This is a genomic window from Spinactinospora alkalitolerans, assembly GCF_013408795.1.
In the GTDB taxonomy this organism is placed as follows: Bacteria; Actinomycetota; Actinomycetes; order Streptosporangiales; family Streptosporangiaceae; genus Spinactinospora; species Spinactinospora alkalitolerans.
Window position 1 is genome coordinate 3,737,760 of the sequence record NZ_JACCCC010000001.1, and the last position, 26,110, is coordinate 3,763,869.

The 26,110-nt window shown below is 73.2% G+C and carries 29 protein-coding genes; 17 read left to right on the forward strand and 12 right to left on the reverse strand.

Annotated elements, in window-relative coordinates:
- Positions 1–164: 164 nt before the first annotated feature.
- The gene (locus HDA32_RS16550; RefSeq protein WP_179644048.1) at positions 165–914 is read right to left on the reverse strand and encodes a GntR family transcriptional regulator; all 750 of its coding nucleotides are present in this window, start codon (positions 912–914) and stop codon (positions 165–167) included.
- A 404-nt stretch (positions 915–1,318) separates the two neighbouring features.
- On the opposite strand from HDA32_RS16550, the gene HDA32_RS16555 reads away from it, so the two are divergent.
- The 6 genes from HDA32_RS16555 to HDA32_RS16580 all read left to right on the forward strand — a co-directional run bounded on the left by HDA32_RS16555 (position 1,319) and on the right by HDA32_RS16580 (position 8,109).
- Complete coding sequence (locus HDA32_RS16555; RefSeq protein ID WP_179644049.1) at positions 1,319–2,239, forward strand: HTD2 family dehydratase; 921 nt, start codon at positions 1,319–1,321, stop codon at positions 2,237–2,239.
- Complete coding sequence (locus tag HDA32_RS16560) at positions 2,236–3,510, forward strand: MmgE/PrpD family protein (RefSeq protein ID WP_246334381.1); 1,275 nt, start codon at positions 2,236–2,238, stop codon at positions 3,508–3,510. The genes HDA32_RS16555 and HDA32_RS16560 overlap by 4 nt, the downstream gene beginning before the upstream one ends.
- 143 nt (positions 3,511–3,653) lie before the next feature.
- The gene (locus HDA32_RS16565; protein WP_179644050.1) at positions 3,654–4,808 is read left to right on the forward strand and encodes an acyl-CoA dehydrogenase family protein; all 1,155 of its coding nucleotides are present in this window, start codon (positions 3,654–3,656) and stop codon (positions 4,806–4,808) included.
- Between the two features lie 220 nt (positions 4,809–5,028).
- Positions 5,029–5,892 (forward strand): siderophore-interacting protein, encoded by an 864-nt coding sequence (locus HDA32_RS16570; protein ID WP_246334383.1) that lies wholly within the window; start codon positions 5,029–5,031, stop codon positions 5,890–5,892.
- Positions 5,893–6,020: 128 nt separating this feature from the next.
- On the forward strand, positions 6,021–7,109 hold the full coding sequence (locus tag HDA32_RS16575) for an ABC transporter substrate-binding protein (protein ID WP_179644051.1): 1,089 nt from the start codon (positions 6,021–6,023) through the stop codon (positions 7,107–7,109).
- Positions 7,110–7,206: 97 nt separating this feature from the next.
- The gene (locus tag HDA32_RS16580) at positions 7,207–8,109 is read left to right on the forward strand and encodes a polysaccharide pyruvyl transferase family protein (protein WP_179644052.1); all 903 of its coding nucleotides are present in this window, start codon (positions 7,207–7,209) and stop codon (positions 8,107–8,109) included.
- Between the two features lie 48 nt (positions 8,110–8,157).
- Here HDA32_RS16580 and ctaD read toward each other — a convergent pair whose 3' ends face one another.
- The 3 genes from ctaD to HDA32_RS16595 form a co-directional block, all read right to left on the reverse strand.
- Entirely contained in the window at positions 8,158–9,828 is a 1,671-nt protein-coding gene (ctaD, locus tag HDA32_RS16585) for an aa3-type cytochrome oxidase subunit I (protein WP_179644053.1), read from the reverse strand.
- On the reverse strand, positions 9,825–10,223 hold the full coding sequence (locus HDA32_RS16590) for a DUF3040 domain-containing protein (protein ID WP_179644054.1): 399 nt from the start codon (positions 10,221–10,223) through the stop codon (positions 9,825–9,827). The genes ctaD and HDA32_RS16590 overlap by 4 nt, the downstream gene beginning before the upstream one ends.
- 65 nt (positions 10,224–10,288) lie before the next feature.
- Positions 10,289–11,425, reverse strand: a complete 1,137-nt coding sequence (locus tag HDA32_RS16595; RefSeq protein ID WP_179644055.1) for an FUSC family protein — start codon at positions 11,423–11,425, stop codon at positions 10,289–10,291.
- Between the two features lie 231 nt (positions 11,426–11,656).
- Between HDA32_RS16595 and HDA32_RS16600 the strand changes: the two genes are divergently transcribed.
- From HDA32_RS16600 to HDA32_RS16615, 4 genes are all read left to right on the forward strand, one after another.
- The gene (locus HDA32_RS16600) at positions 11,657–12,070 is read left to right on the forward strand and encodes a CBS domain-containing protein (protein WP_179644056.1); all 414 of its coding nucleotides are present in this window, start codon (positions 11,657–11,659) and stop codon (positions 12,068–12,070) included.
- A 73-nt stretch (positions 12,071–12,143) separates the two neighbouring features.
- Positions 12,144–12,353 (forward strand): DUF2795 domain-containing protein, encoded by a 210-nt coding sequence (locus tag HDA32_RS16605; protein ID WP_179644057.1) that lies wholly within the window; start codon positions 12,144–12,146, stop codon positions 12,351–12,353.
- A 48-nt stretch (positions 12,354–12,401) separates the two neighbouring features.
- Positions 12,402–12,647: a DUF6458 family protein gene (locus tag HDA32_RS16610; protein WP_179644058.1), complete on the forward strand. Its 246-nt coding sequence runs from the start codon at positions 12,402–12,404 to the stop codon at positions 12,645–12,647.
- A gap of 137 nt (positions 12,648–12,784) precedes the next feature.
- Positions 12,785–13,882 (forward strand): glycosyltransferase family 9 protein, encoded by a 1,098-nt coding sequence (locus HDA32_RS16615; protein WP_179644059.1) that lies wholly within the window; start codon positions 12,785–12,787, stop codon positions 13,880–13,882.
- Between the two features lie 225 nt (positions 13,883–14,107).
- On the opposite strand, the gene HDA32_RS16620 is transcribed toward HDA32_RS16615, so the two are convergent.
- The 4 genes from HDA32_RS16620 to HDA32_RS16635 all read right to left on the reverse strand — a co-directional run bounded on the left by HDA32_RS16620 (position 14,108) and on the right by HDA32_RS16635 (position 16,958).
- Positions 14,108–14,506 carry a DUF2267 domain-containing protein gene (locus HDA32_RS16620; RefSeq protein ID WP_179644060.1) on the reverse strand — a complete coding sequence of 133 codons (399 nt, stop codon included), beginning with the start codon at positions 14,504–14,506 and terminating at the stop codon, positions 14,108–14,110.
- A gap of 326 nt (positions 14,507–14,832) precedes the next feature.
- Positions 14,833–15,246 (reverse strand): ChaB family protein, encoded by a 414-nt coding sequence (locus tag HDA32_RS16625; RefSeq protein ID WP_179644061.1) that lies wholly within the window; start codon positions 15,244–15,246, stop codon positions 14,833–14,835.
- Positions 15,247–15,298: 52 nt separating this feature from the next.
- The gene (locus HDA32_RS16630) at positions 15,299–15,706 is read right to left on the reverse strand and encodes a four-helix bundle copper-binding protein (protein WP_179644062.1); all 408 of its coding nucleotides are present in this window, start codon (positions 15,704–15,706) and stop codon (positions 15,299–15,301) included.
- Positions 15,707–15,950: 244 nt separating this feature from the next.
- Positions 15,951–16,958: an SDR family oxidoreductase gene (locus HDA32_RS16635; RefSeq protein ID WP_179644063.1), complete on the reverse strand. Its 1,008-nt coding sequence runs from the start codon at positions 16,956–16,958 to the stop codon at positions 15,951–15,953.
- A gap of 180 nt (positions 16,959–17,138) precedes the next feature.
- Here HDA32_RS16635 and HDA32_RS16640 point away from each other — a divergent pair, with 180 nt between their 5' ends.
- The gene (locus HDA32_RS16640; RefSeq protein WP_179644064.1) at positions 17,139–17,828 is read left to right on the forward strand and encodes a GAF and ANTAR domain-containing protein; all 690 of its coding nucleotides are present in this window, start codon (positions 17,139–17,141) and stop codon (positions 17,826–17,828) included.
- 54 nt (positions 17,829–17,882) lie between these two features.
- Here HDA32_RS16640 and HDA32_RS16645 read toward each other — a convergent pair whose 3' ends face one another.
- Positions 17,883–18,392, reverse strand: coding sequence for a hypothetical protein (locus tag HDA32_RS16645; RefSeq protein ID WP_179644065.1), 510 nt, complete (start codon positions 18,390–18,392; stop codon positions 17,883–17,885).
- A gap of 192 nt (positions 18,393–18,584) precedes the next feature.
- Between HDA32_RS16645 and HDA32_RS16650 the strand changes: the two genes are divergently transcribed.
- Complete coding sequence (locus HDA32_RS16650) at positions 18,585–18,959, forward strand: DUF3140 domain-containing protein (protein WP_179644066.1); 375 nt, start codon at positions 18,585–18,587, stop codon at positions 18,957–18,959.
- 43 nt (positions 18,960–19,002) lie between these two features.
- Here the strand turns inward: HDA32_RS16650 and HDA32_RS16655 are convergent, their stop codons facing one another.
- The gene (locus HDA32_RS16655; protein ID WP_179644067.1) at positions 19,003–19,737 is read right to left on the reverse strand and encodes a metallophosphoesterase family protein; all 735 of its coding nucleotides are present in this window, start codon (positions 19,735–19,737) and stop codon (positions 19,003–19,005) included.
- Complete coding sequence (locus HDA32_RS16660; protein WP_179644068.1) at positions 19,734–20,558, reverse strand: nucleotidyltransferase family protein; 825 nt, start codon at positions 20,556–20,558, stop codon at positions 19,734–19,736. The genes HDA32_RS16655 and HDA32_RS16660 overlap by 4 nt, the downstream gene beginning before the upstream one ends.
- Positions 20,559–20,921: 363 nt before the next feature.
- On the opposite strand from HDA32_RS16660, the gene HDA32_RS16665 reads away from it, so the two are divergent.
- The 4 genes from HDA32_RS16665 to HDA32_RS30825 all read left to right on the forward strand — a co-directional run bounded on the left by HDA32_RS16665 (position 20,922) and on the right by HDA32_RS30825 (position 23,942).
- Positions 20,922–21,446: a DUF1360 domain-containing protein gene (locus HDA32_RS16665; RefSeq protein WP_179644069.1), complete on the forward strand. Its 525-nt coding sequence runs from the start codon at positions 20,922–20,924 to the stop codon at positions 21,444–21,446.
- 61 nt (positions 21,447–21,507) lie between these two features.
- Positions 21,508–22,167 carry a dienelactone hydrolase family protein gene (locus HDA32_RS16670; RefSeq protein ID WP_179644070.1) on the forward strand — a complete coding sequence of 220 codons (660 nt, stop codon included), beginning with the start codon at positions 21,508–21,510 and terminating at the stop codon, positions 22,165–22,167.
- A gap of 357 nt (positions 22,168–22,524) precedes the next feature.
- A complete protein-coding gene (locus HDA32_RS16675; protein WP_179644071.1) occupies positions 22,525–22,950 on the forward strand; it encodes an OsmC family peroxiredoxin in 426 nt (141 codons plus the stop codon).
- 317 nt (positions 22,951–23,267) lie between these two features.
- Positions 23,268–23,942 (forward strand): alpha-ketoglutarate-dependent dioxygenase AlkB family protein, encoded by a 675-nt coding sequence (locus tag HDA32_RS30825; protein ID WP_179644072.1) that lies wholly within the window; start codon positions 23,268–23,270, stop codon positions 23,940–23,942.
- Here the strand turns inward: HDA32_RS30825 and HDA32_RS16685 are convergent.
- Complete coding sequence (locus tag HDA32_RS16685) at positions 23,914–25,716, reverse strand: hypothetical protein (protein ID WP_179644073.1); 1,803 nt, start codon at positions 25,714–25,716, stop codon at positions 23,914–23,916. The two genes, HDA32_RS30825 and HDA32_RS16685, sit on opposite strands and share 29 nt — an antisense overlap.
- Before the next feature lie 103 nt (positions 25,717–25,819).
- Between HDA32_RS16685 and HDA32_RS16690 the strand changes: the two genes are divergently transcribed.
- A complete protein-coding gene (locus HDA32_RS16690) occupies positions 25,820–26,047 on the forward strand; it encodes a helix-turn-helix domain-containing protein (protein WP_179644074.1) in 228 nt (75 codons plus the stop codon).
- The last annotated feature ends 63 nt before the right edge of the window (positions 26,048–26,110 follow it).

Sequence of the window (26,110 nt, forward strand, 5' to 3'; positions counted from 1 at the left end):
GACCTCCCAGTGATGGGATTGGAAAACCGTGGCCGCAGTCCTCCGTTCACCACCGCATGACCTGGGAAGGCCGCCGTCAGCGCGCCGACGCCGACGACGGCCCCACCGGGTCCCCAAGGCCGAGCAGGGCCTGGAGACGATCCCGGCCCTCTCCCACCGACGATCTAAGGCATGCTCCTGCGCAGGCGGACGCGGTAGGTGTAGTGCTGCGGGAGGAAGTGGCTGACCGCCAGCTCCACCGGGACGCCCCGGGTGTCCTGGTAGACGCGGTCGATGCGTAGGACGGGCTCGCCCTCGGCGATGGACAGCGCCGCGGCGACCTCGGCGGTCGCCCCGGCGACGGTGATGCTCTGCTCGGCCTCGGCGATGGGGTGCTCCAGCGTGGAGTCGAGCAGGCCGATGACGGTCACGCGGCTGACCGACCCCTCGACGGTGAGGTCGGGCACGCCGAGCAGGCCCCTGCCGGCCTCCGGTGGGAGGAAGACCCGGGTCACGCAGAACGCGATGCCGTCGTGCAGGCGCCGGAACGCCGCCGTCATGATCCGGTCGTCGCCGAGCCGCAGCCTGCCCGCCGCCGCGATGTCGACTCCGGGGCGCAGGGCGGCGAGCAGCTCGAAATCGGTGTCCAGGGACAGGCCCATCAGGTCCTCGACCGATCCGAACTGGCGCAGGTACCGGGGCTCGTGCGACGTCGCGAACGTGCCGCGCCCGGGCACCCGGTACACCATCCCCTCGGCCACGAGGTCCTGGAACGCCCGCCGGACCGTCTGCCGACTCACCCCGTGGTCGCGCGCGAGTTCGGCCTCGGTCGGCAGCCGCGCCCCGTTGACGTAGCGCTGCTGCAGGATGGCGGTCCGCAGTTCCCGTGCCAGGGCCCGGTACGCGGTCTCGGTGGAACGGGGCTCGTCGCTCATCGTGAATGTGTCAACCGTCGTCGTGGTGCGTTGCGGAACCGGCGACCCGGACGGGGCGGAGCGCCGGCCGAAGCCCCTCCCGCGCGTCCTCTCCGGCCGTGGCCGCCTCCCACCGTACACAGCGGTCCCCGCACCGCGGCGGGCCTCGACGCGGGGCCGTGCGCAGCGGCGGACACCGCTCCTTCAAATGTACGGCCAATGAGCGGTGCGGCGCACCTCGGCGGCGCGCCGGTTGCACGGTCCGCCGCCTCCGCAGCACACGCCTGCCCGCTCCGAACTGCGATCTCATGAAGGAGAATAAGGTCACCGCCCCGGGTGGGTTGACTCCGGCGAAGCGAACGGAAACACTGAACTCCGATTTGGCCGTACAAATCTATCCGGCAGAGCACGAGGAGAGACCGACATTGGCATCCGGACCGATCCCCGCTGACAGCGAGGACCTCCCGCTCAGCGCGTGGGCGCAGCGATGGCGTCCCGCCGGGACGAGCAGGGAGGAGACCATCGCGGCCGATCCCTCCACGGCCCTGGCCGGCCTCTTCGACCAGTCGAGCCCCGTGCGCGGCGACGGCGACCCCCTGCCCCCGCTGTGGCACTGGCTGCACTTCCTGGACCGGCCGGCCGAGTCCGAGCTCGGCCCGGACGGCCACCTGCGCGACGGCGGTTTCCTGCCGCCCGTCCCGCGGCGCCACCGGATGTTCGCGGGGGGCCGGATCGACATCGACGCGCCGATCCGCGCGGGCGAGCGGGTGCGGCGCGAATCCCGCGTCGCCAAGGTCGAGGCGAAGACCGGGCGCAGCGGCGAGCTGCTCTTCGTCACCGAGGAGCACGTGTTCACCGTCGACGGGCGCACGCGCATGACCGAACAGCAGGACATCGTCTACCGGCGGGCCCCGCTGCCCGGATCGGCCCCCCGCGCCGCCGGAACCCCGGCGCGGGACGGGACCGAGGAGCCCGGCGCGGCGGCCGGAGAGGCCCCCGACCCCTGGCGGCTGCGCCTGCTCCCCACGCCCGCGATGCTGTTCAGGTTCAGCGCCCTGACCTTCAACGCCCACCGCATCCACTACGACCACCCCTACACGACGCGGGTGGAGGGCTTCCCCGGGCTCGTGGTGCACGGGCCGCTGCTCGCGCTGGGCCTGCTGGAGCTCCCGCGCAGGCTCGGCCGCACGGTCCGGCACTACTCGTTCCGGCTGCGCAGGCCCTGCTTCGTCGACCGGCCGGTGCTGCTCACCGGAACGCCCGCCGCGGAGGGCGCCGACCTGAGCGCCTTCGGCGCGGGCGAGGAGCCCGCGGTGACCGCCCGCGCGGAGTTCGCGGCCCCATGACCCCGATGACGGAGGACGGCATGACGACGGTCGCCGCGCGACTCGCGGAATGGGCGGTGGCCCACCGCCCCGACGACGACGATCTCGCACTGGCCGAGAGGTCGCTGCGCGACACCATGGCGGTCACCGCGGCCGCCCGCGGCGACGCCCTGCGGCCGCTCACCGCCCACCTGGGTGCCGCAGGGCGGCTGGCCGCGCTGGGCCACGTCCTGGACTTCGACGACCTGCACATGGAGTCCACCACCCACATCAGCACGGTCTGCGTTCCGGCCGTGCTCGGCACGCCGGGGGAACCCGGCTCGGTGGCGCGCGCCTACCTGGCGGCCGCGGGGGTCATGGCGCGGCTGGGCACCGCGCTGGGCTGGGAGCACTACTCCAGCGGGTGGCACGCCACCTGCGCCGCCGGTGCGCCCGCAGCGGCGGCCGGCGCAGCCGTGCGGCTGGGGCTGGACGCCGAGGGGATCGCGCGGGCCATGGCGTTGGCCGTGCCCGCGGCCGGCGGCGTCCAGCAGGCGTTCGGCACCGCGGGCAAGGCGCTGCAGGTCGGCTTCGCCGCGGACGCCGGGGTGCGCGCCGCGCACCTGGCGGCGGCCGGGGCCACCGCAGACCCCCGGGCGCTGACGCAGTGGCTCCGGCTCGTCGGCGGCGACCCCGACCGCGTGGACACCTCGGGACCGGCGGTCCCCGGCGGCCTGGCGGTCAAGATGTTCCCCTGCTGCTACGCGATGCAGCGGCCGATCAGCGCCGTGCGGGAGCTGCCCGCCGTGCGGCCGGACGAGGTCACCTCGGTCGTGGTGCGCACCCCCGAAGGCACCACCCAGCCCCTCATCCACCACGACCCGGGCACCGGCCTGCAGGCCAAGTTCAGCCTCGAGTACGCGGTCGCCGCGGCCCTGCTGGACGGTCGGCCCGGCTTCGCGAGCTTCACCGACGACGCGGTCCGGCGCCCCGCCGCGCGGCGCCTGCTCTCGCTGGTGCGGATCGAGCACGACGCGGGCGGCGACCAGCTCCTCGCCGGCGAGGTGCGGCTGGAGGTCCATCGCGGCGGCGACGTGGTTCGCGGCGCGCTGCGCTTCCCGCCCGGTTCGCCCTCCCGGCCGCCGGACGGCCCGGAGCTGTCGGCCAAGATCGCCGACTGCGCCCCGGACCTCGCCGCCGAGATCAGCACCCTCACCTGGTCCGGTGCCGCCGACTTCGTCCGGGACCGGCTCCCGGCCGCGGGGCCGGACCCGCGGCGGCGGGGCTCGGCACCCGCCGACGCGCCCGCCTGACTGGTGTCCGACGACCGCGTTCGCGCAGGAAGTCGGCTGCCGCAGTGCGCGCAGCGCCGACGGCACAGCAGGTCCGGGCCCTGGAAGTCCCACCCCGCCCCACGAACACAGCAGTCGAAGTTCCATGAGAGGAAGGCCGGACCATGGCCCGCCTGCCGGAAGAAGAAGAGCTCATCGTCTCCACCGTCGCGGACTTCGTCGACCGCGAGGTGCGCCCCGTGGTCCGGGAGCTGGAGCACGCCGACACCTACCCCGAGGCGCTCATCGATCAGATGAAGCGGCTGGGCGTCTACGGCCTGGCGATCCCCGAGCCCTACGGCGACGCCGCGGTGTCGGCGGTCTGCTACTCGATGGTGACCGAGGAGCTGTCGCGGGGGTGGATGAGCCTGGCCGGCGCGATGGGCGGGCACACCGTCGTGGCGAAGCTGCTGCTGGCCTTCGGCACGCAGGAGCAGAAGGAACGCTACCTGCCGCGCATGGCGACCGGCGAGCTGCGCGCCACCATGGCGCTGACCGAGCCCGGCGGCGGCTCCGACCTGCAGGGCATGCGCACCGTGGCGCGCCGGGACGGCGACGGCTACGTGGTCGACGGGTCCAAGACCTGGATCTCCAACGCCCGCCGCTCCGGCCTGGTGGCGCTGCTGTGCAAGACCGACCCGCAGGCCGACCCCGCGCACCGCGGCATCAGCATCCTGCTGGTCGAGCACGGTCCCGGCTTCACCGTCTCCCGCGACCTGCCGAAACTGGGCTACAAGGGGGTGGAGTCCTGCGAGCTCTCCTTCGAGGGCCACCGCGCACCGGCGAGCGCGCTCCTGGGCGGGGTCGAGGGCCGCGGGTTCGCGCAGATGATGCGCGGCCTGGAGATCGGCCGCATCCAGGTCGCCTCCCGCTCCCTGGGCGTGGGCCGCGCGGCCCTGGAGGACGCGCTGGACTACGCCCAGCAGCGCGAGACCTTCGGCAAGCCGATCTGGAAGCACCAGGCGATCGGCGGCATGCTCGCCGACATGGCGACCAAGCTCACCGCGGCCCGCCAGCTCACGCACCACGCGGCCGAACGCTACGACTCCAGCGGGCGCGCCGACATGGAGGCCGGCATGGCCAAGCTGTTCGCCTCGGAGACGGCCATGGAGATCGCGCTGAACGCGGTGCGGATCCACGGCGGGTACGGCTACTCGACCGAGTTCGACGTCGAGCGCTACTTCCGCGACGCGCCGCTGATGATCGTCGGCGAGGGCACCAACGAGATCCAGCGCGACGTCATCGCCCGCCAACTCGTCGGCCGCCACCAGCGGGCCTGATCCCGTCCGTCCCGGACGCCGCCGCCGGGCGCCCCCTCTCACGCGCCGACCCGGAACGTGCCGTGGTAGGTCATGGGCGGCACCACGCAGATGCGCGCCGCGGACTGAGGGCACGGGAGACGGGACCCGGGGCCGCCGCACGCGGGGCCCGGGTCCCCTTGCCCGCGCAAGCACTGTAGGTTAGCCTCACCTAAACATGTCGCCGTCGGGTGGGGAATGCATGAGCACATCAGCGCGGTCAGCGGCCACGGGCATGACGCATCTGTCGGCCACCGTGCGCAGCGTCGAGTCCGTCACTCCGGGCATGACGCGGATCTGCTTCGCAGGGGAGGACCTGCGCGGGATCGCCGACGCCGGCCCCGACCAGTACGTGAAGATCTTCTTCCCGCTGCCCGGGCAGCGGCGGCCGCGGCTGCCGGAACCGCCCGCCGGCGACGCGGCCTCCTGGTACCGGGTGTACCTGGCGATGCCCGACGACGTCCGCCCGCCGATGCGCACCTACACGATCCGGTCCCTGCGCGCGGAGCGGGGCGAGGTCGACGTGGACTTCGCGCTGCACGGCGACAACGGGCCGGCGTCCCGCTGGGCGCGGGCCGCCGAGCCGGGGGACGAGGTGGCGCTGCTGGGGCCGCACGGGCTCTACGCCGCGCCCGGCGACTGCGCGTGGCAGCTCCTCATCGGCGACGAGACGGCCGTCCCCGCCATCGGCGCGATCGTGGAGAAGCTGGCGCCCGGCTCGGTGGCGCGGGTGCTCGTCGAGGTGTCCGGGGACGCGGAGCGGCAGCGGTTCGAGAGCCGGGGCGACGTCGAGATCCAGTGGGTGCCCCGCGGCTCCGCGCCGCACGGCCGGCGCGTCCTGGAGGCGCTGCGCGCGGCCGACCTGCCCGACGGCGCGCCGTACGCGTGGGTCTCCGGCGAGGCGGGCCTGGTCAAGCACGCCCGGCGGCACCTGGTCGCCGATCGGGGCGTCGACAAGCGGGCCATCACGTTCACCGGCTACTGGCGGCGGGGCCGGTCCGAGGAGGAGGTCGGCCGGGAGAGTCTCGCGCGGGCGGACCGCGGCGAGACCCCCGACGACGACTGAGCCGCCTTTCGTCCCGCCGCGTCCTCCCACCGCCCTCCGCCGGTCGCGGCGCCGCGCCCCGTCCCGTCCCGACGCGGCCACCGAAGATCCTCCTGTCCGCAATCCACGGAAACGATGAGCACGAACCCATGACCACCACTGCTCAGAAGACGCGCGTCCCCTCCGGGAAGCGGCCGGGTGCGGCGATCCGCACGGTCGCGCACCGGCCCACCCGGCGGGGTTTCCTCGCCGGAGCCGGGAGCCTGCTGGCGCTCGGAGCGGCGGGCTGCGGCGGCGCGCCGTCACGCGCCGGCGAGGAGACGGAGGACGCCCGCACCGTCGAGCACAGGTACGGCACCACCCGGATCTCGGGGCGCCCTTCGCGGGTCGTCACGGTCGGGTTGACCGAGCAGGACTACGTGCTCGCACTCGGGGTCTCCCCCATCGGCGTGCGCGAGTGGTTCGGCGGGCACCCCGGAGCCCTGTGGCCGTGGGCCCGCGAGGCTCTCGGCGACGACCCGCTGCCGGAGATCCTCCCCGTCGACGAACTGAACTTCGAGCAGATCGCCGCCCTCGGCGCCGACCTGATCCTCGGAGTGAACTCGGGACTCACCGAGCACGAGTACGGGACGCTCTCCGAGATCGCCCCGACCGTCGCCCAGCCCAAGGAGCACGCCGACTACGGTGCGCCCTGGCAGGAGATCGCCCGGGTCGTCGGGCAGGCCCTGGGGCGCGGCGCCGAGGCCGAGGAGCTGGTCGGCGACATCGAGGCGCGGTTCGACGGCGTGCGCTCCGAGCATCCCGAGTTCGGAGGGGCGACCGCGCTGCTCGCGGCCTCGATCGACGGAGCGGCCTACGTCTACGCCGAGGGGCCGGCGCCCGGCTTCCTCACCCAGCTCGGCTTCGACCTGCCCGAGGCCGCCGCAGCCGTGTTCACCGGGGAGAACCGGGAGCCGCAGAGCATCGGCCTCGAACGCCTCGACGTGCTGGAGGCCGACGTGCTGCTCATGGGCCTGTACGGCGCGGAGGGCGAGAGCGTGATGGACGAGCCGGTCTACCGGAGCCTCGACGTCGCGCGCGAGGGCCGCGACCTCGCCATGCCCGAGATGAGCCGGATCAACGGGGCCCTGTCGTTCGGCTCCGTCCTGAGCCTGCCCTTCGCGCTCGACGAACTGGTCCCGAGGATGGCCGTCCTCATCGACGGAGACCCCGACACCCGCCCGGAGGAGGTGTCCTGAGCCGTTCGCGGAACGGATACCTTGCGCGCCCGCCCGAGCCGGTGATCTCCGGGCGCGGACCCGGGGAATTCGCGTGCTCGTGGGTAGCGGGGTCCCCATGCGCGTATTGGTGACAGGCTGGTTCAGTTTCGTGGACGGTGAGGCGACGGCGGGCGACGTGGGCAGTGCGCGGACGGTCGCGGAGGCGCTGTCGGGGGCCGGGGTCGAGCACGACATCGCGTGGAGTCCGATGTTCCGGCCGGAGGGGCCTTCCCTGGACGAGGCGGACCCCGGGCGCTACAGCCACGTGCTGTTCGTCTGCGGCCCGGCCCACGGGGAGCAGGTGCGCCGACTGCACCGGCGCTACGCGGGCTGCCGCCGGATCGCCGTCGGCGTGTCGGTCATCGACCCGGAGGACCCCGCCGTGCGCGGCTTCCACGAGGTGCTCGCCCGGGATCTGCCGCACGGCGCCGCCCGGCCCGACCTCGCCCACGCCGCACCGGTCGAAGGGCCGGTCCCCGTGGTGGGGGTGGCGGCGGCGCCGGGGCAGCCCGAGTACGCCGCGCGCGGCGGGCACGCCGCGGTGCACGAGCGGCTCGCGGCCTGGCTGACCCGCCGCGACTGCGCGCGGGTGCCGCTGGACACCCGCCTGGACAGCCGCGACTGGCGGCACTGCGCCAGCCCGGGGCAGTTCGACGCCCTGGTGCGCCGGATGGACCTGGTGCTCACCACCCGGCTGCACGGGCTGGTGCTGGCGCTGCGCAACGGGGTCCCGGCCATCGCGGTGGACCCCGTCATCGGCGGGGCCAAGGTCAGCGCGCAGGCGCGGGCGTGGGGGTGGCCCGCCGTCGTCGTGGACCGGGCCGAGGACCCCCTGCCGGAGGACCGGCTGCGGGAGCTGTGGGACTGGTGCCTGTCCCCCGATGTGCACGACGCGCTCGGCCGGCTCGCTCCCCCGCCTCCGGAGGCGCTGCCGCGCGGGCCGCTGGTGGCGGACATGCTCGGCGCCCTGGTGCGGTGACGCGCCGGGGCGCCGGCCCCTGCGAAAGGTCCGGCGTCCCGGCCGGGCTCACTCGGCGCCGGTCGGGCTCTGCGGCTGCGGCCGGTGCGGGTGGTGCAGGTCGAACGCCGGGCGCTCGGACCGGATGCGCGGCAGCGAGGTGAAGTTGTGCCGCGGCGGCGGGCACGAGGTCGCCCACTCCAGCGAGTTGCCGTAGCCCCACGGGTCGTCGGACTTGACCGGTTCGGCGTGGCGGGCGGTCCACCAGACGTTCCAGAGGAAGAACAGCGTCGAGGCGCCCAGGATGAAGGAACCGACGCTGGAGAACACGTTGAACCCGGTGAAGCCGTCGGTGGGCAGGTAGTCGGCGTAGCGCCGCGGCATGCCGATCGCGCCCAGGTGGTGGTGGATGGCGAAGGTGGCGTGGAAGCCGAGGAACAGCGTCCAGAAGTGCCACTTGCCGATCGCCTCGTTGAGCCGGGTGCCGGTGAACTTGGGCCACCAGAAGTAGAAGCCGGCGAACATCGCGAAGACCACGGTGCCGAAGACCACGTAGTGGAAGTGGCCCACCACGAAGTAGGAGTCGGTCGTGTGGAAGTCGAGCGGCGGCGAGGCCAGGATCACCCCGGTCAGCCCGCCGAACAGGAACGTCACCAGGAACCCGATCGAGAACAGCATCGGGGTCTCGAAGGTCAGTTGGCCCCGCCACATCGTGCCGACCCAGTTGAAGAACTTGATGCCGGTCGGGACCGCGATGAGGAAGGACAGGAACGAGAAGAACGGCAGCAGCACCGCGCCGGTGGCGAACATGTGGTGCGCCCACACCGTCATCGACAGCCCGGTGATGGCGATGGTCGCGGCCACCATGCCCTTGTAGCCGAACAGCGGCTTGCGGGAGAACACCGGGATGACCTCGGTGATGATGCCGAAGAACGGCAGCGCGATGATGTAGACCTCGGGATGGCCGAAGAACCAGAACAGGTGCTGCCACAGGATGGCGCCGCCGTGCTCGGGGTCGTAGATGTTGGTGTCCAGGATCCGGTCGGCGCCCAGCCCGGCCAGCGCCGCGGTCAGCACCGGGAAGGCCAGCAGCACCAGGACGGAGGTGAACAGCACGTTCCAGGTGAAGATCGGCATCCGGAACGCCGTCATCCCCGGGGCGCGCATGGCGACGATCGTCGTGATGAAGTTGACCGAGCCCAGCACGGTGCCCAGACCGGCCACCATGAGCCCCAGGACCCACAGGTCGCCGCCGAGTCCGGGCGAGCGCACGTCGTCCGACAGCGGGGTGTAGGCGAACCAGCCGAAGGCGGCCGCGCCGCCGGGGGTGACGAACCCGCCGATGGTGATCAGCCCGCCGAACAGGAACAGCCAGTAGCTGAAGGCGTTGAGGCGGGGGAAGGCGACGTCGGGCGCGCCGATCTGCAGCGGCATGACGACGTTGGCGAACCCGGCGAACAGCGGGGTCGCGAACAGCAGCATCATGATCGTGCCGTGCATGGTGAACATCTGGTTGTAGGTCTCGTTGGTCATCACCTGCATGCCCGGCCAGAACAGCTCCGCCCGGATCAGCATCGCCAGGATCCCGCCCAGGAGGAAGAAGCCGAAGGCGGTGATGATGTAGAGGTAACCGATCACCTTGTGGTCGGTGGAGGACAGCCAGTTCACCGCGATGGTGCCCTTGGGAGTCCGGGTCGGGGCCGCCGAGGTCTCGCTGGCCTCCGGTCCGGTCCGGGTCATGACGTCTCCTCGCTGTCGGCTTCGTTCTCTTCGATCCGGTCCAGCACCTCCGGCGGCTGGAACTCGCTCGGCCGGGGCTCCCAGGACCGGGTGTAGGACCGCTCCCCCTCGCCGCGCTCCGGGGTGAGCGAGGCGTCGGCGCTCGGTTCCGACCCGCTCGGGACCTCCCCCGGCGTGCGCTCGCCCAGGGCCGTGGCCAGCACGAGCAGCAGGCCCGCCACGATGACCGCCGCGCAGATGGTCACGACGGCGCCCTTGGGAACCGGTTCGGCCGCGGGCGGCCCCGAATCCCCGAGGTCGGCGCGGGTCAGATGACGGGCGAGCTCGGGGTCGTCGGCGGACAGCCGTGCCTCGATCTCACGGAGGCGTTCCCGGTCGTAGCGTGATAGCGGCATGGCGGCGGCGCCTTCCGTTCCGGACTCCTGCGGCGTCGGGAGCCGCTACCCTTCGGCGCCGACTCTTAACGCCGTCGGCGGGACTTCTCCCCGCTCTCGTACTCCTGTCGCTGGTGATCGAGTTCGCGCAGGATGCGGCGGGTGAGCCAGGCCAGCCGGTGCTCGGTGTCGGCGACGTCGGAGGCCTCCCTGCGGCGGGCGACGCCGGCCTCCATCTCGTGCTGGGCGTCCCATGCCGCACCGGTGTCGGGGCCGCGGCCGTGCGGGGCGTCGGCGGCGAGTTCGGGAAGCAGCGGGGCGATTCGGCGCAGCACTCCGGCGTAGAGTCCCCGGAACTCCCGGTTGACGCTCGAGGTGGAGCCCTCCTCGTTGTAGAGCGCCTCCCGCAGGGTCTGCCCGATGCCGCGGGTCAGGGCGACGACCTGCTCGATCACCGCGATGTCGGAGGAATAAGGCAGGGGGGTCCTGCGGCGGGCGAGCAGCGCCCTGCTGTTCCAGTGCAGGCTCTCGTAGGCCTGGTCGAAGGCGGAGCGGGCGCCGCGCGCGCTCCTCGTCATCTGGTCGTCCCGGTGCGACCACGTCGTCCAGCCGCGCTCCGGGTCGGACACCACCTGGGCGAGTTCGGTGAGCGCCGCCGCGGTGTCGACTCCGAGGGCGGCCAGGACGCGGTCGGCGGAGCGCAGGTACAGCGGGGGGTAGACCGCGACGTTGACGATCAGGCCGACGGCGATGCCCACGCCGAGGTCGGCGAGCCTGGGCACGGTGTACTGCCAGGCCTGGTCCCCGCCGAACAGCAGCACGAACAACGCGGTGAAGGAGACCTGCGCGCTCTGGTCGCCCAGCCGGCGCCAGCTGGACACGGCCAGCGCCAGCAGCAGCGTCACCGCGATGCCCAGCGTGTTGGCGCCGACGAGCATCCCGACCGGGATGGCGATGGCCGCGCCGACCAGGAAGCCCCCGACGTAGAGCGCCGCCTCGTTCACCGAGCGCGCCGCCGTGGGGTAGATGCTCATGACCGCGCCCAGCGGCGCGAAGTAGGGGTTGGCCGCACCGGGCAGGTGCATCGCCGCCAACCAGGCGATCACCGCGGCCACGACCGTCTTGATCACCAGCCTGACGCGCTCGCGGCGGTAGCGCCGCTCCTCCGGCGACCCCCTGAGCAGGTGCAGACGCCGAAAGAAGAGATCGCCTCTCCGTCCCATCGATCCCCCCGCAATCGTTCCGGGTTTCCGCTATCCGGTGTCCGCGCTCTCTCTGCTTCCCCCGAGGACAGTTTTTACTGCCTCGGGGTCCTCTCTCCTCCCGTCCGGGGACCGCCGGTGTTTCAAAGCGGGAGGCGTTGGTAGTTGGACCGTGCACGGCGTCGTACGGGCGCTCACAGACAAGGGAGACGGCGTGAGGCCACGGCCGCGCAGCCCGTGAAGGAGAGTGACATGAAGGTCCGGGAAGTGATGAACTCCCAGGTCGAGACCGTGAGGCCGCAGATGACCGTCCGGGAGGCCGCCGCGCTCATGCGTGACCAGGGCATCGGCGACGTGATCGTGGCCGAGGGCGACACCCTCCTCGGAGTGGCGACCGACCGCGACATCGTGGTGCGCGCGGTCGCCGACGGCAAGGACACCGGGACCGAGCCGGTGGAGAGCGTGTGCAGCTCCCGGCTCACGGTGATCGGCCCGGACGCCGACCTGGAAGAGGCGGCCCGCGTGATGCGAGAGGGTTCGGTGCGGCGGCTCCCCGTCGTGGAGAACGACAGGCTCACCGGGATCGTCGCCATCGGCGACCTCGCGATCGAGCAGGACCCGGGGTCGGCTCTGGCCGACATCAGCGCTGCGCGGACCAACGAGTGACGACGGCCGGCGCCGCCCCGTCCCGGGCGAGCGGCCGGATTCGTCGCCGAGGACGAAAGAGAGGGTGGTGACGATGGCGCAGGCGGAATTCATCACGGTGCAGAAGGCCTTGGCCGGAATCCACTATCCGGCGAGCAGGGACGACCTGACCGAACACGCCCGCGGCAACGACGCCGACAAGGACATTCTCGATGTCCTCGGGCGGATCCCCGACCAGCGCTACGAGGGGCCCGACGACGTCAGCAAGGCGGTCACCGAGGCCTCCCGCGGCAAGGGCGGTTAGAGCACTACTCGCCCCCTCGGGCCGATCGCGCTCCTGCGAGGAGATGATATGGGTATTGTCGGAGGTCTGCTGTTCATCGCTCTTGGAGCGGTCCTGGCGTTCGGCATCAGAATCGACAACGCGGGCGCCCTCAGCCTCGACATCATCGGCTGGATCCTCATGCTGGTCGGGGCGCTCGGGCTGGCGCTGACATTCGTGTCCTGGCGGCCGCGCCGCCGGACGCTCACCCCCGATATCCCGCCGGAGGAGGACGACCGGGGGCCGCACATGCGCGACGCCGGTCCGCCTCCGTGAGGTGAGATCGCGATCGAGGGCGTGCGGGAGGAGTTCCCGCGCTCCCTCGTTCCGCGTCCGGGTGCCGCGGCCCCACGCACGGCGGACACCGCCTGTTCAGCGGGTTTGAAACCGGTCGGCTGCGGTAGCCGTGCACCATGCGAGGAACACGGTCGTTCATCCGGCCGCGCCCGGCACGGACGCCGGAGGAACGCGCACCGGCCCGTCCCGAAGAGCCCTCGATCCTGGTGCTGCGCGCGCTGGGGCTGGGCGACTTCCTCACCTCGGTGCCCGCGCTGCGGGCGCTCGGCCGGGCGCACCCCGGCCACCGGATGCACCTGGCCGCGCCCTCCGGACACGCGCAACTGCTGGACCTGGCCGGCGTGCCGGCCGAGATCGCCGCCACGCCGCGGCTGGGGACCCCGCCCTGGCCGGGCGCCGCGCCACCGGACCTGGCGGTCAACCTGCACGGGCGCGGACCGCAGAGCACCGCGGCGCTGCACGGGATGCGGCCCCGCGCGCTGTGGAGCCACGCCCACCCCGACCTCCCCTCCCTCGACGGTCCGCGGTGGCCCTCGGGAGCGCACGACGTGGACGTCTGGTGCGGGCTCCTGGAGCACTACAGCGTGTACGCCGACCCCGCCGATCTGCGCCTGCCTCCCCCTCCGACGCCCAGCCGGCGCCCCGGGGCCGTGGTCGTGCACCCGGGGGCGGCCTTCCCCGCCCGGCGCTGGCCGGAGCTGCGCTTCGCCGAGGTCGTGCGGTGGCTCGTCCGTCGGGGCCACGAGGTGGTGGTGACGGGGTCGGCCGAGGAGCGCCCCGTCGCCGAGCGCGTCGCGCGGGTGGCCGGGCTCGGGCCGCACGCGGTGCTGGCCGGGCGCACCCGCCTGACGGAGCTGGCCGCGCTGGTCGCCGAGGCCGCGCTGGTGGTCTGCGGTGACACCGGCATCGCCCACCTGGCCACCGGGTACGGCACCGCGTCCGTCGTGCTCTTCGGCCCGATCTCCCCCGCACTGTGGGGACCGCGCATCGACGGCACCAGGCACGTGTGCCTGTGGGCCGGCCGGATCGGCGACCCGTGGGGCGAACGGCCCGACCCCGGGCTGCTGCGCATCACCACCGACGACGTCCTGGCCGCGGCGGAACAGGTCCTGGCCCCGCGCGCGGCGCCGCCGCGGATCCCGCAGCGGCGCCCTCCCGAGTACGCGGGCCGACTCCTGCGGCGGTCCGGGTCCGGATCTCGCGCGGAGCACTGAGTTCTTCGCCGGTGGCGCGGGGCCGGTGAGGCGCCTCATGCCCGCTGTGCGTCGCTGTTCGCCGCCGGGTGTCGGGCGGTCGTCGAGAAAAACGGCAGCAAGAGCGGTGGCTGGTCCACGTGTCCGTTTTACGGCGGCGGCAGCCGCCCGTCGGCCCCGCACGGCCGACGAGAACTCAGCGGAGCGGGTCGCCGGGCCGGCGCGCCGCACACCCGCGGCGGCGGTTCACCTCTGCCGCGGCAGCAGCGACCGCAGGTCATCGGGCAGGACGCCCCTGACCTTCTCCAGCTCCGGCTCGTTCACGGCCTCGCCGACCACCGCGCACACCGCGCGCACGCTCTGCTCCGCGCCGGCCCGCTGGACCCCTGCGCGCTCGCCCACGCGGTCGACGAACTCCCGCAGCCCGAAGCGTTCGGCGCCGGCCTCCCCGGACCCGCTGCCGCTCGCGCGCTCCAGGTGCTCCCCGATCTCGGTGGGCAGTTGTCCCGCGAGGTTGCGTGCGAGACCGTCCGGCAGGTGCTCGGCCAGCGTCTCCAGCGTCACCCGGGTCGCCTGCTCGGCCTCACCCCGGTTGGCGAGATCGGCCTGGTTCTGCACCTTCCCGATGAACTCATCGTGCTGCACGGCTCCTCCTTTCCTCGGCGCCGGGGCCGCTACCAACCTCCGGGACGGTCAAACCCCCCGGTCCGCGGGGTGCGGAGCGGTCCCGTCCCCCTTTCCCTCCCTCACCTCTCCGGTTTGAGGGCGGCGCGCTTCGGTAGCGGTCTTGCCGGACGCCGACCCGCGCGGTCGGCGGGCCGACGGATCGGACGCGCATCCCTCCAGCAGGCTCGGAAGTCGAGGGGGCGCGACCACGTGTCCCGGGCGGCCTCACCGGGGCACGGAGAAGGGGCCCTCTGCGCCGAGGGCCCCTTCGGCTGCCCGCGCGGGCGAAGATCCGGCGCGGACCGTCACTTCTTCCGGGCCTGCCTGGTCCGGGAGCCGCTGGCCTTCTGCAGCGCGCTGACGAGCTCGGGCTTGCTCATCTTCGAGCGGCCCTCGACCCCGAGCTCCTTGGCCCGTTCGTACAGGTGCTTCTTGCTGGCGTTGGCGTCCACGCCGCCCGCGGTGGCGCGGTCGCCGCCCTTGCCCTTGGGGGCCTTGGGGTTGGCCGCCTGGCGGTCGGAGGGGCCCTTGTGCTCCTTGGGTTCCCAGTGGTCCCCGACCTTCTCGAACGTGTGCTTCAGCGCCGAGTAGGCGACGCGGTGGGCTCGCTCGCCCTCCCCGTACTCGTCCACGGCGGAGTCGTGCGCCTTGGACCAGGTCTCCTGGGCCTTGCGCGGTGACCGTTGCAGTGTGCTGGGAAGCTCATCACGAGCAGGCATCGTCGAACATCCTCCTTCGTGTCTGTTGCCGGCACCGGCCGGAGGCGGCCGGTCAGGACATGGTCGCGAGCAGTTGGCGGCAGGCGTCCTCGCACATCCGGCAGGTGTCGGCGCACAGCCGGCAGTGCTCGTGGGATCCGGCGTGGGCCTCGCACTCCTTGGCGCAGGCGCGGCAGAACAGCACGCACGTCTCCAGCAGGGAGCGCTCCAGCTCGGGGTTGCGCGCGGTGCGGCGCGTCAGGACGCGCTCGGTGGTGGAGCAGACGTCGGCGCAGTCGATGTCGAGGCGCACGCAGGCGGCCATGTCCTTGACATCGGCCTCCCCCAGGCAGGCGTCGGCGCAGGCGGTGCACGCCTGGGCGCAGGCGGCCAGACGCTCCACGCAGGTCTTGAGCGCATCGATGTCGGCGCCGGCCCCCTGCGGGTGGGAACGCAGGAAGAGTTCCGTCTGGGTCGCCATGGTCTCCCTCTCTCACATGGACTCTTCGGGCGTCTCTGCTCCTCGCAGCTACCGAGAAAGCCCACGGGTAAACGCCGCGCCACTGGCCGCGGGGTCCGCGCGGTGCCCGCCCGCTCCTCGTCGACATCCGGCGATCGGATGTGCACGGGGGTCGGCCGTCGCAGTGCGCGTAGCGCCGGCGGCACAGCGGGGCCACGCCTTGGAGGTTCCGCCTCACCTCGTGAACTCAGCGGTCGGAGCCCGATCAGCGGCGCAGCAGCCGGACCAGGCCCGCCGCGGCGCCCGCGGCCGCCACCGCCGCGGCGGCGCCGACCAGGCCGTGGTGCTGCGAGGCCCACAACTGGGGGCTGCGCGCGTGCGAACGCTCGTCGAAGGCCCCGTGCGCGCCGTGGTCCGCTCCTTCGCGGTCGTCGACCGGCGCCCAGAGATTGGCCGGGCGGTCGGGGTCGCTGGGCTCGCCGGTCTGCTGCGAACCGTAACCGGTCCTGGCGAGGTAGCGGTCCAGCAGGCCGGGCGCGAGCCTGTCGGCGATCAGGGTGCCCACGGTCGAGGTCCCCACCCAGTACTCGCGGCGCCGCGGGTGGTCGGCCGCGTAGGCGACCGCCCGCGCGGCCACCTCGGGCTGGTAGATCGGCGGGACCGGCTGCGCGCGCTTGGGCAGCCGGGACAGCACCCAGTCGAACTGCGGGGTGTTCACCGCGGGCAGTTGCACCATCGTCACCCGCACGCCCGACCCGTCGTGCATGAGCTCGGCCCGCAGCGCCTCGTGGAAGCCCTGGATGGCGTGCTTGGCCCCGGAGTAGGCCGACTGCAGCGGCAGCCCCCGGTAGGCCATCGCCGACCCCACCTGCACGACGGTGCCGCGATCGCGGGGCAGCATCCGGTTCAGTGCCGCCCGGGTGCCGTGCACGTAGCCGAGGTAGGTCACCTCGGTCACGCGCCGGAACTCCTCGGGCCCGATCCGGATGAAGGGCGCGAACACGGAGGTGAAGGCGACGTTGACCCACACGTCGACGGGGCCGAGCTCCTCCTCGATCCGGGCGGCCGCGCGCTCCACCTGTTCGTGGTCGGCCACGTCCACGGGCACCGCGAGCGGGACGCCCCCGGCGGCCCGCACGTCCTCGACGGCGCCGTCGAGCCCTTCCTCCCCCCGGGCCAGGAGCGCCACCGCGTCGCCCCGGGAGGCGAACTCCCGCGCGGCCGCCCGGCCGATCCCGCCGCTGGCTCCGGTCACCACCACGACCTTCGACATGTCCGAGGCTCCTCCCGCATCCGTCGTCCGAAACCGTCACCGCTCCGGGTTCGCGGGTCCGGCTACCCACGCGCCGCGCAAAGATGCCCGCGGGCGCGGGACCGGCGGTCGGCGGCCGGTGATTCCCCGCGGTTCAAGATCCCCTCGGAGGGTAGAGAACGGGGCCGGGAGGGGGGCACGATGAACGACGCTCAACACGAGGAGCTCACAGCACTGTTCGCCGGGATCTCCAGGACCCTGCTGGCGCAGGACTCGGTCCAGGACGTCCTGGAGGAGATCGTCCGGCTGGCCGTGCAGACCGTGGAGGGCTGCGAGGACGCCGGCGTCCTGCTACTGGAGCGCAAGCACGGCTTCGAGACGCCGGCGGCCTCCAGCGAGCTGGTGCGGGAGTCGGACAAGGCCCAGTTCGAGTTCGACGAGGGGCCGTGCCTGGACGCCGCGCGGGAGGAGCGCAGCTTCCTGGTCGCCGACATGGCGCAGGAGACCCGGTGGCCGCGCTACCGCTCGCGCGCGCTGGAGCTGGGCGTCGGCTCCATGATGGGCTTCGAGCTGTTCACCCGCAAGGGCAGCTTCGGGGCGCTGGACCTGTACTCGCGCACGGCCAACGCCTTCGACACTCATTCCAGGGACATCGGCTGGGTGTTCGCCTCCCACGCCGCGCTCGCCCTCGCCGGCGCCCAGGAGAGCGCCGACCTGCGCACGGCGGTCCAGACCCGCCAGGAGATCGGCGAGGCGGTGGGCATCCTGGTGGAGCGCCACAGGATCAGCAGTACCCAGGCCTTCGACCGGCTCAAGAAGGTCTCCATGGATCGCAACATCAAGCTGCGCGAGGTGGCCCGCCACGTCACCTACACCGGGGAGATGCCGTAGCGAGGTCTTTGAGCCGCTCGCGGTCGAGATCGGCGGGAGTGGGGCGCGTCGGGGTCAGCGCGCGTCCCCGGATCCCCCCGCAGGCCCGCCGCCGTCACCGTCGCCGCGCCCGTCGGTGTTGCGGCGCATCCGCCGCAGCACCAGGGCCAGCGTCGTCCCGAAGACGACGTGGGCCATGGCCATCACCCAGGCCCGCCGCGGCGCCTCGCGGTGGATGGGCGGCTGAATGCCCAGGGCCGGGACCCAGCCCTCGTAACTGGCCAGCCACACGACCATGGCGTAGCCGACGCCGAACACCGGCAGCGGGCGCCGCCGTCCGCTCAGGGCCCCGAACACCGTACCGGTGCCCGCGCCGAAGCCCAGGTGCGCCGCCACGGTCATCGGGTCCTCCCCCGGCCGGGGCCTGCGCGGTCCGCCGCCCGGCATGAACCGGCGCGCGATGAGCTTCGGGGGCTGGCGCCCCATGACCCCGGCCTTCTGGGCGGTCAGCATCACCGCACTCATGGCACCGGTGGCCAGCACGCCGGCGGCCGCGCCTTCGAGCGCCGATCTGACGAGCCTCATGAATGTCCTCCCTCACCGCGCGGGTCGCGCCACGTGCGACCGACTACCACCGCGGGACGGGTCCAAACCCCGGTTCCCCGCCGCCGTCGGGCCGCCGGCCCCGCGGTTTGGGGCCCCGGTTATTCGGTAGCGGGCCGCCGCACGAGAAGTGCGGCGCGTTCGCGAAGTGAACGAGTGAACGAGGAGGCCAGCGTGGACCAGGAGCACCTCGACCCGGCCACGGAGGAGCTGTGGCAGGAGTTCCACCGGGTCGTCAACATGAACGGCAACGAACTGCGCACGTGGCTGCTGACCGACGCCTCCGGCCAGGACGTCTTCGGTCCCGACCCCGACCTGGACGTCTCCGAGTCCGGACGGCGGATCCTGCACGTGGTCGACAAGCGCCGAGTGGACCTCACCCAGGAGGACGTGCGGACGATGCAGCAGGTCGTCGACTCGGTCCGCGACCGGCTCGCCACCCCCCGACCCGAGGACGACACATGGCGGCGCGAACTCATGCGCCTGGGCCACGACCCCCTGAAGGCCGACTCCCCCCGTCCCGACGAGGACCCGGACGTGGGCGGCTGACCTCCGCTCGGGCGCCGGGCGCCACCGCAGCGGGCGCCCGGCGTCAGGCCGCCGAGGAGTCCGCGGCGGTGTCCAGGTGGTAGAGGCCGTAGGTGCGCCGGAGCACGGGCAGCGCGACGTTGCGCACCCGCACGCCCCCGGGCGTCAGCCCGCACTCCACACCGGCGTGGGCGTGGCCGTGGACGCCCAGGCTCGCGCCCGCGTCGTCCAGGGCCTCGGCCAGCAGGTAGCTGCCGAGCAGCATGAAGATCTCCGGCGGCTCGCCGACGAGGGTCTCCTTGACCGGCGAGTAGTGCATGAGGCCCACCTTGGTGTCGGAGTCCAGGCCGTGCAGGGCCTCGCCGAAGCGCTCGGCGATCTCACGCCCGTGCCGGACGAAGTCCTTGAGCTCCGGTTCGCCGAACTCGGTCGCGCACTTGCCGGCGAACCCGCCGCCGAACCCCTTGGTCCCGGCGATGCCCAGGCGCCCGCCGGGGCAGTCGACGGTGACGCCGTCGCCCTCCAGGACGCTGATGCCCTCGGCGCGCATCAGCTCGGCCATCTTGTCCTGGGCGTCGGACTGGTAGTCGTGGTTGCCGAGCACGGCGACCACCGGAACGCCCAGATCGCGGAACTCCTCGGCGACCACCCGCCCCTCGGCGACGGTGCCGTGCTTGGTGAGGTCCCCGGCGAGCAGCAGCACGTCGGCGTCATCGGAGAGGTTCCCCAACTGCGCGCGGTACTGCCCGCGCATGTCCTCGTCGAGGTGGACGTCCCCCACGGCGGCGATCCTGATCATGGCAGTCGCTCCTCCTCGGGCCGGCCGCCGATGTGGGCGACCGTCAACTCGTCGTGCACCTGGTAATCGGGGACCATCTCCCGGGCCACCTCGATGACCTTGCGCCGCCGTTGCGCGCAGGGCACCTCCCCGGTCAGGTAGACGTCGTCGCCGCGGACGTGCACCTGCACTCCCAGCTCGCCGGTGCGCGGATCCTCGGCCAGCGCCTCCTTCAGGTGGGTGGCCAGGTATTGCGGTCGTTCCTTTGACACGGCCGTCTCCTTCCTCGCTTCGATCACCTCCAGGCGTTCCAGCAGCACCAGGAAGGCGTGGGCGTAGGGCGAGTGAGAGCTCTCGCGGTACACCCGCTCCCAGTCCGCCTGCTCCCGCAGGGATCGGGCCGTCGCCAGCGGCCGGGCGAAGTCGCACTCGTGCTCGGTGAAGGACTCCAGCAGCATGATGAGCAGGTCGGTGGCGTCCAGCACCGGGACGTGGACGGAGTGGACCTTCAGCGACGACGCCCGGTCGAGGACCTCGCGGGTGACCGGCCGGTCGCCCGGCCGGTGGATCAGATCGACCAGCCGGTCGTCGTCGTAGACCTTGGCCAGCCAGTCCTCCACGGTGTCGGCGCGGCGCATCCCCGCCTTGGTCAGCACCTCGACCACCCGCTCCACGTCCTCGGGCAGTACCACGAAGTCGACGTCGTGGGTGGAGGCCTCCGCGCCCCGCGCATAGGCGGCGAAACTGCCGCTCAACGCGAACGGCAACTCCTCGGCCTTCAGCGTCGCGGCCACCCGCTTGAGGGTGGTCAGCAGCGCCTCCACTTCCGCCCCGTCGCTCATCGGCGTCCCTTCGTCGCGTGCCGCCGCGTGGCCGCCGCGGACCGGGACGAGGGGTCCCGCCGCGCCGGAGTCCGATCGACGCACGACCGCTACCTCCGGCCCTGACCTTCAAACATGGCGGTCCTCGAGTTTGAACGCCGCGGCGATCGGTAGCGGAGTGCCCCAGTGGGAGCGAGTCGGCCGCGGACGAGCGGACGACGCGTGCGCGCCCCGTCCGATCCGCGCGGCCCTGCGCGGGCGGGCGGATCAGCCGCCTCCCCCGGCGGCGGGTCCGCCCCGGAAGTCAGCAAGGAGTCCGGACCCGGCGGAGCCGACGCGCCGCCGCGCTCGGATCACGACAACGGGAAAGGAGCCGGACCCGTCATGGCGAAGATCGAAGAGGCCGCCCGTGCCGAGGAGCGCGCCTACGAGAACGGGGAGTCCCGCCCCACCGGCGCCTACCTGGGAACCATGCTCGCCTACGCCGCCGGGGTGGGCGTCATCGCCGCGGCGTCGCGAATCCAGGGCAGGCGGACGCCGCCCTCGGTCTCGCCCTGGGACCTGCTGCTGATCTCCGTCTCCACGCACAAGGCGTCGCGGCTGCTGGCCAAGGACCCCGTCACCAGCCCGCTGCGCGTGCCGTTCACCCGTTTCAAGGGGGTGTCGGGACCCAGCGAACTCCAGGAGGAGGTGCGCGGGAGCGGCGCCCGGCACGCCATCGGCGAACTGCTCACCTGCCCCTTCTGTGTGGCCCAGTGGGTGGCGACCGGGCACGTCGCCGGCCTGATCCTGTCGCCGCGGCTGACCCGGCTGGCCGCGGCGACCATGACCGCCGTCGGGGCGGCCGACTGGATGCAACTGGGCTACGCCTGGCTGCAGCAGCGCACCGAGGGCGGCTCGCAGCAGTGACGCCCGCCGTGGCGCCGCCGGCGGCGGCGCCACGGCACCGACCACGTGGAGGAGGCGACGGATGGACGTCCGGGAAGTTACCGTGGAGACCGCGCAGGCCCGGTTGAACGGGGACCTGGTGATGCCGCCCGAGGCCTCGGGGGTGGTGCTGTTCGCGCACGGCAGCGGAAGCTCGCGTCGCAGCCCGCGCAACCAGGCCGTCGCCGACTCCCTGCACACGGCCGGATTCGGCACCCTCCTCTTCGACCTGCTCACCGAGGAGGAGGAGAGCGTGGACCGGCGGACGGCGGAGCTGCGCTTCGACATCGCGCTGCTGACCCGCCGGCTGACCGGGGCGGTCGACTGGCTGATCCGGCTGCCCGAGACCGAGCGGATGCCGATCGGGCTGTTCGGGGCGAGCACCGGGGCGGCCGCGGCCCTGGGGACGGCGGCGGTCCGCCAGGACCGGATCGGCGCGGTCGTGAGCCGGGGCGGCCGCCCCGACCTGGCCGAGGAGGCCCTCGAGGACGTGCGGGCGCCGGTGCTGCTCATCGTGGGCAGCTTCGACGAGGAGGTCATCCGGATCAACTACGAGGCCGCCGAACGTCTGCACACCCAGCACGACGTCCACCTGATTCCCGGCGCCACCCACCTGTTCGAGGAGCCGGGCACCCTGGAGCAGATGACGGGCGCCGCCATGGCGTGGTTCACCGACCACCTCAAGGGCCGGGCGCACCGGTAGCGGTGATGCGGCTCCCCGGTCCGGCCGCACGGCTCCCCCATGACCCGTGCGGCCGGAGCGGTGGGGCCCGGCGGTGGCTCCGTAAACACCGCCGGCCCGCTGCGGGAAACGACGTCCGCTCGAACAGCAGGGACGCCGGGCACCCGGTGGAGACGGCGGGGCCGCTTCGATCCCGCCTTCGCCCTCGAGTGCGGACGGCCCACTGCCCGCGCGCCCGCCGTTCATGCGTGCGCGCCGATGTTTTCTCGCGGCTCGCACCACGGCCGCCGACATTGGTAGATCCCGCGTGAATCGGGGATGATCGGCTTCGCGCGCTCACGCGCCGCACTGATATCGAACAGCCGTTAAGGAGCAGCAATGCCTGTCGTTCGTACCGCGCACACCCAGTGGGAGGGCACCCTCGCCGAAGGCGGCGGCACCGTGTCCTTCGACTCCTCCGGCCTGCCGGACCAGCAGGTGACCTGGAAGGCCCGCTCGGAGAAGTCCGAGGGGCTGACCAGCCCGGAGGAGCTCATCGCCGCGGCGCACTCCTCCTGCTTCTCCATGGCGCTGAGCAACGGCCTCGCCCAGGGCGGAACGCCTCCGCGGACCATCCGCACCCAGGCCGAGGTGACCTTCCAGGCCGGTGAGGGCATCAAGGGCATCCACCTGACCGTGCGCGCCTCGGTCCCCGACATCTCGACCGAGGCCTTCGCCGAGGCCGCGGAGAACGCCAAGACCAACTGCCCGGTCAGCGTGGCGCTGTCCAACACCCCGATCACCCTGGACGCCGAACTGGAGTAGTCCGGGACCTCATCGATGTTCGACGATCGCGTTCGCACAGGGGGTCGGCTGTCGCAGTGCGCGCAAGCCGCCGGCGGCGCCGCGGGGCCGAGCCCTGGAGGTCCCACCCCGCGAGCGCGGCGGTCGCGATCCGATCAGAAGAACGCGGACCGGCCGCCGGGAGACCCTCCGGCGGCCGGTCCGCGTTCCCGCGGCCCCGACGGGACCGGCGAACGCGCCTTGCCGCGCGCCGGTCCGCGTGGTCGTATGGCGTCCATGAGCACCGACCGCCCCGCGCAGCCCGTTCGGTCCCGGATCCGGCCGGAGGGGAGGAGGGCGTGACCGAAGCGCTCTTCGGACCGGAGCCGGTGACCGTCGCCCCGGGGGCGGTGCACGTCCCGGGCTGGCTGGACGCCGACCGTCGGCGCGACCTCGTCCGGCGCTGCCGGGAGTGGGCCCGCGGGCCGGCCGGGATGCGCCGGCACCGGATGCCCCGCGGCGGGATGATGAGCGTCGAGATGGTGTCGCTGGGCCTGCACTGGCGGCCCTACGCCTATTCGGCGACGCTGCCCGGCGGTGAACCCGTCAAGCCCTTCCCGCCCCTGCTCGGTGAACTGGCCCGCGCCGACGTGGCCGCGGCCTACGGCGCTTCCCCGCCCGAGGACGCGCCGCCCTACGACGTGGCCCTGGTCAACTTCTACGCCGCCGGCGCCACGATGGGCATGCACCAGGACCGCGACGAACTCGCCGACGCGCCCGTGGTGTCACTGAGCCTGGGCGACGCCTGCGTGTTCCGGTTCGGCACGCCGCACTCGCGCGGGCGCCCCTACACCGACGTGGAGCTGCGCAGCGGCGACCTGTTCGTCTTCGGCGGCCCGTCGCGGCTGGCCTACCACGGTGTTCCGCGCACCCGCCCCGGCACCGGCGATCCCGCCTGCGGGCTCGCCTCCGGCCGGCTCAACATCACCGTGCGCGCCACGGGCCTCACCGGCGCAGCAGGTCCCGGACGTTGACCACGAGCAGGGAGACGACCACCAGCGCCATCGGGACCAGGATCGTGATCCGCCAGTTCAGCGTGAACGCCACGATGACCGCGGTGATCACCCCGAGCACCAGGGCGATGACCGCCAGCCCGGTGAGGAACGAGGCCAGCCGGCGCCGGGCGAAGGCGTCGAAGACCGCGAACAGCAGCACCAGGCCGATCGACGCCGGCAGCGCGAGCGCCCCGCCCAGCAGCAGCACGATCGCGCCGAGCCCGATGATCAGCAGCGGCGTGCTCAGCGCCGCCCACACGTGCAGGAAGCGCGTCGGCCTCTGCTCACCGGAGGCGTAGGGCAGGTGCGGCGCGCGCAGGTGCTCCGTCGCTCCCAGGACCAGGGACTCGCCCCGCTCCAGCGCCGACCGGTGGACGTCGCGCTCGTCGAGCAGCAGCGCGCGCTCGCGGTAGAGCCCGGTCAGCTTGGCCTCGGCCTTGACGATCCGGTCGGCGTAGTCGCGCGCCCGCGCCTCGGTGTGGGCGCGCCGCTTGAGCACGGTCGCGGCCGAGGAGAGCCGGCGCAGCTCGTCGCGGCCGCGCACGATGTCGGCGTCGGCCGCGTCGATCCTGTCCGCCAGGTCGCCGAGGTGCGCCAGCAGCTCCCCGCGCGCCGCCGTCGTGGTGGGCGCGACCTTGTGCAGCCCCACCCACGCGAGCGGGTCGGCCCAGGAGCGGCGGATCGTGCCGTCGCGCTCGTAGCGGGGGCCGCTGGGCGCGCGCTCGCCGTCGAACCAGTCCCCGGTGTCGCGCCCCCACAGTCCCCGGAACCCGCGCACCCACGGGGTCTCGTCGTCGATGAGGACGGGCGTCCACTCGCGGTCCCCGCCGGGCCCCACCCGCACGCCGTCGCCGCGGGCGTAGTCGACGAAGGGGATGCCGATGCCGTGCCGCACGATGGCGCTGTTGCTGGACAGCAGCCGGGTGATCATCCGGCGCCAGAGCCGCAGCGGGCCGCGCAGGAACGCCGGGTCGACCTGGATCAGGTAGTCGCCGGGCAGCATCTGGTGGGAGTGGGAGCCCGCGCCCACGAAGACCACCGGGTGGTCGCCCTCGCGGCGCAGTTCGGGGTCCTCCCAGCCGCGCCGCAGGTCGTCACCGACGTACTCGTGCGAGGACGCCCCGACCCAGACCGGTTCGACGCCGCCGTCGGGTGTCTCGGCCAGGTAGACGACGACCTTCTCCCAGTCGGCCTCGTGGTCGTTGACCCCGCCGTAGGTGGAGCGCCAGTCGTTCATGGCGTAGAAGAACCAGTACTGCAGGACGATGTAGCCGCCCTCGCGCAGGACGCGCCCGTAGTAGGTGGCGCCGCCGGTGTCGAGCCTGTCGCGGTAGCGCGTGGCCGCCGCAGCGGCGACGCCGCCGGGCACCGCCCCGCGGATCAGCAGGGACAGCTTCATGAGCACGTCGACGATGCGGCCGAAGACGCCCACGGCGGCCAGGCGGCCGCTCTTGGGGATCACCGGGCGCGCGGTGCGCCGGAACCGCCGCGCCTCCGCGCGCAGCGAGGCCTCCTGCACGAACCGCAGGTGCTGGTACTGGCCGGGCCACCCCCGCTCGGCCTGGGCCAGCCGCTCCACGGTGAGCTCCCCCGCCGCGACGACCTCCTGCTCCTTGCCGCCGGGCAGGTCCAGCCACAGACTGCAGCAGTGGAGGTACCGCTCGATGTCGGCGGGGAAGAACAACTCGCCCTTGGTGTAGCTCAACACCGGCTCGTACGCCCGGAGCAGTTCCGAATCACTTTTCGCGCCCATAACCTCGACGACACTAATGGATCGCCGGAGTGCTCCCGTCCGGACCCGCTGCCCGGCGGCGCGGGGGATGCCCCGAACGCCGCGGCGGCGTAGATTTTCGAGTATGGAGGACGATCGGATCAGCACGCTGGCGGAGTCGGCGCGCGGCGGGTCGCCGCTCGCGGCCCTCATCGCGACCGCGCAACTGCGCCGGGAGGTCGAGCGCCTGGAGGCGGTGCACGTGCGACGTGCGCGGCTGCAGGGCGCCACCTGGGCCGAGATCGCGACGATCCTGGGCGTCAGCAAGCAGGCCGTGCACAAGAAGTACGGCGGCCGCCGCAAGGAGCGGTGAACGGCGCGATCCGTGCCGAAACGGCGTCGGCGCACCCGTTCGCCGCCGCCGATGTCATCATCG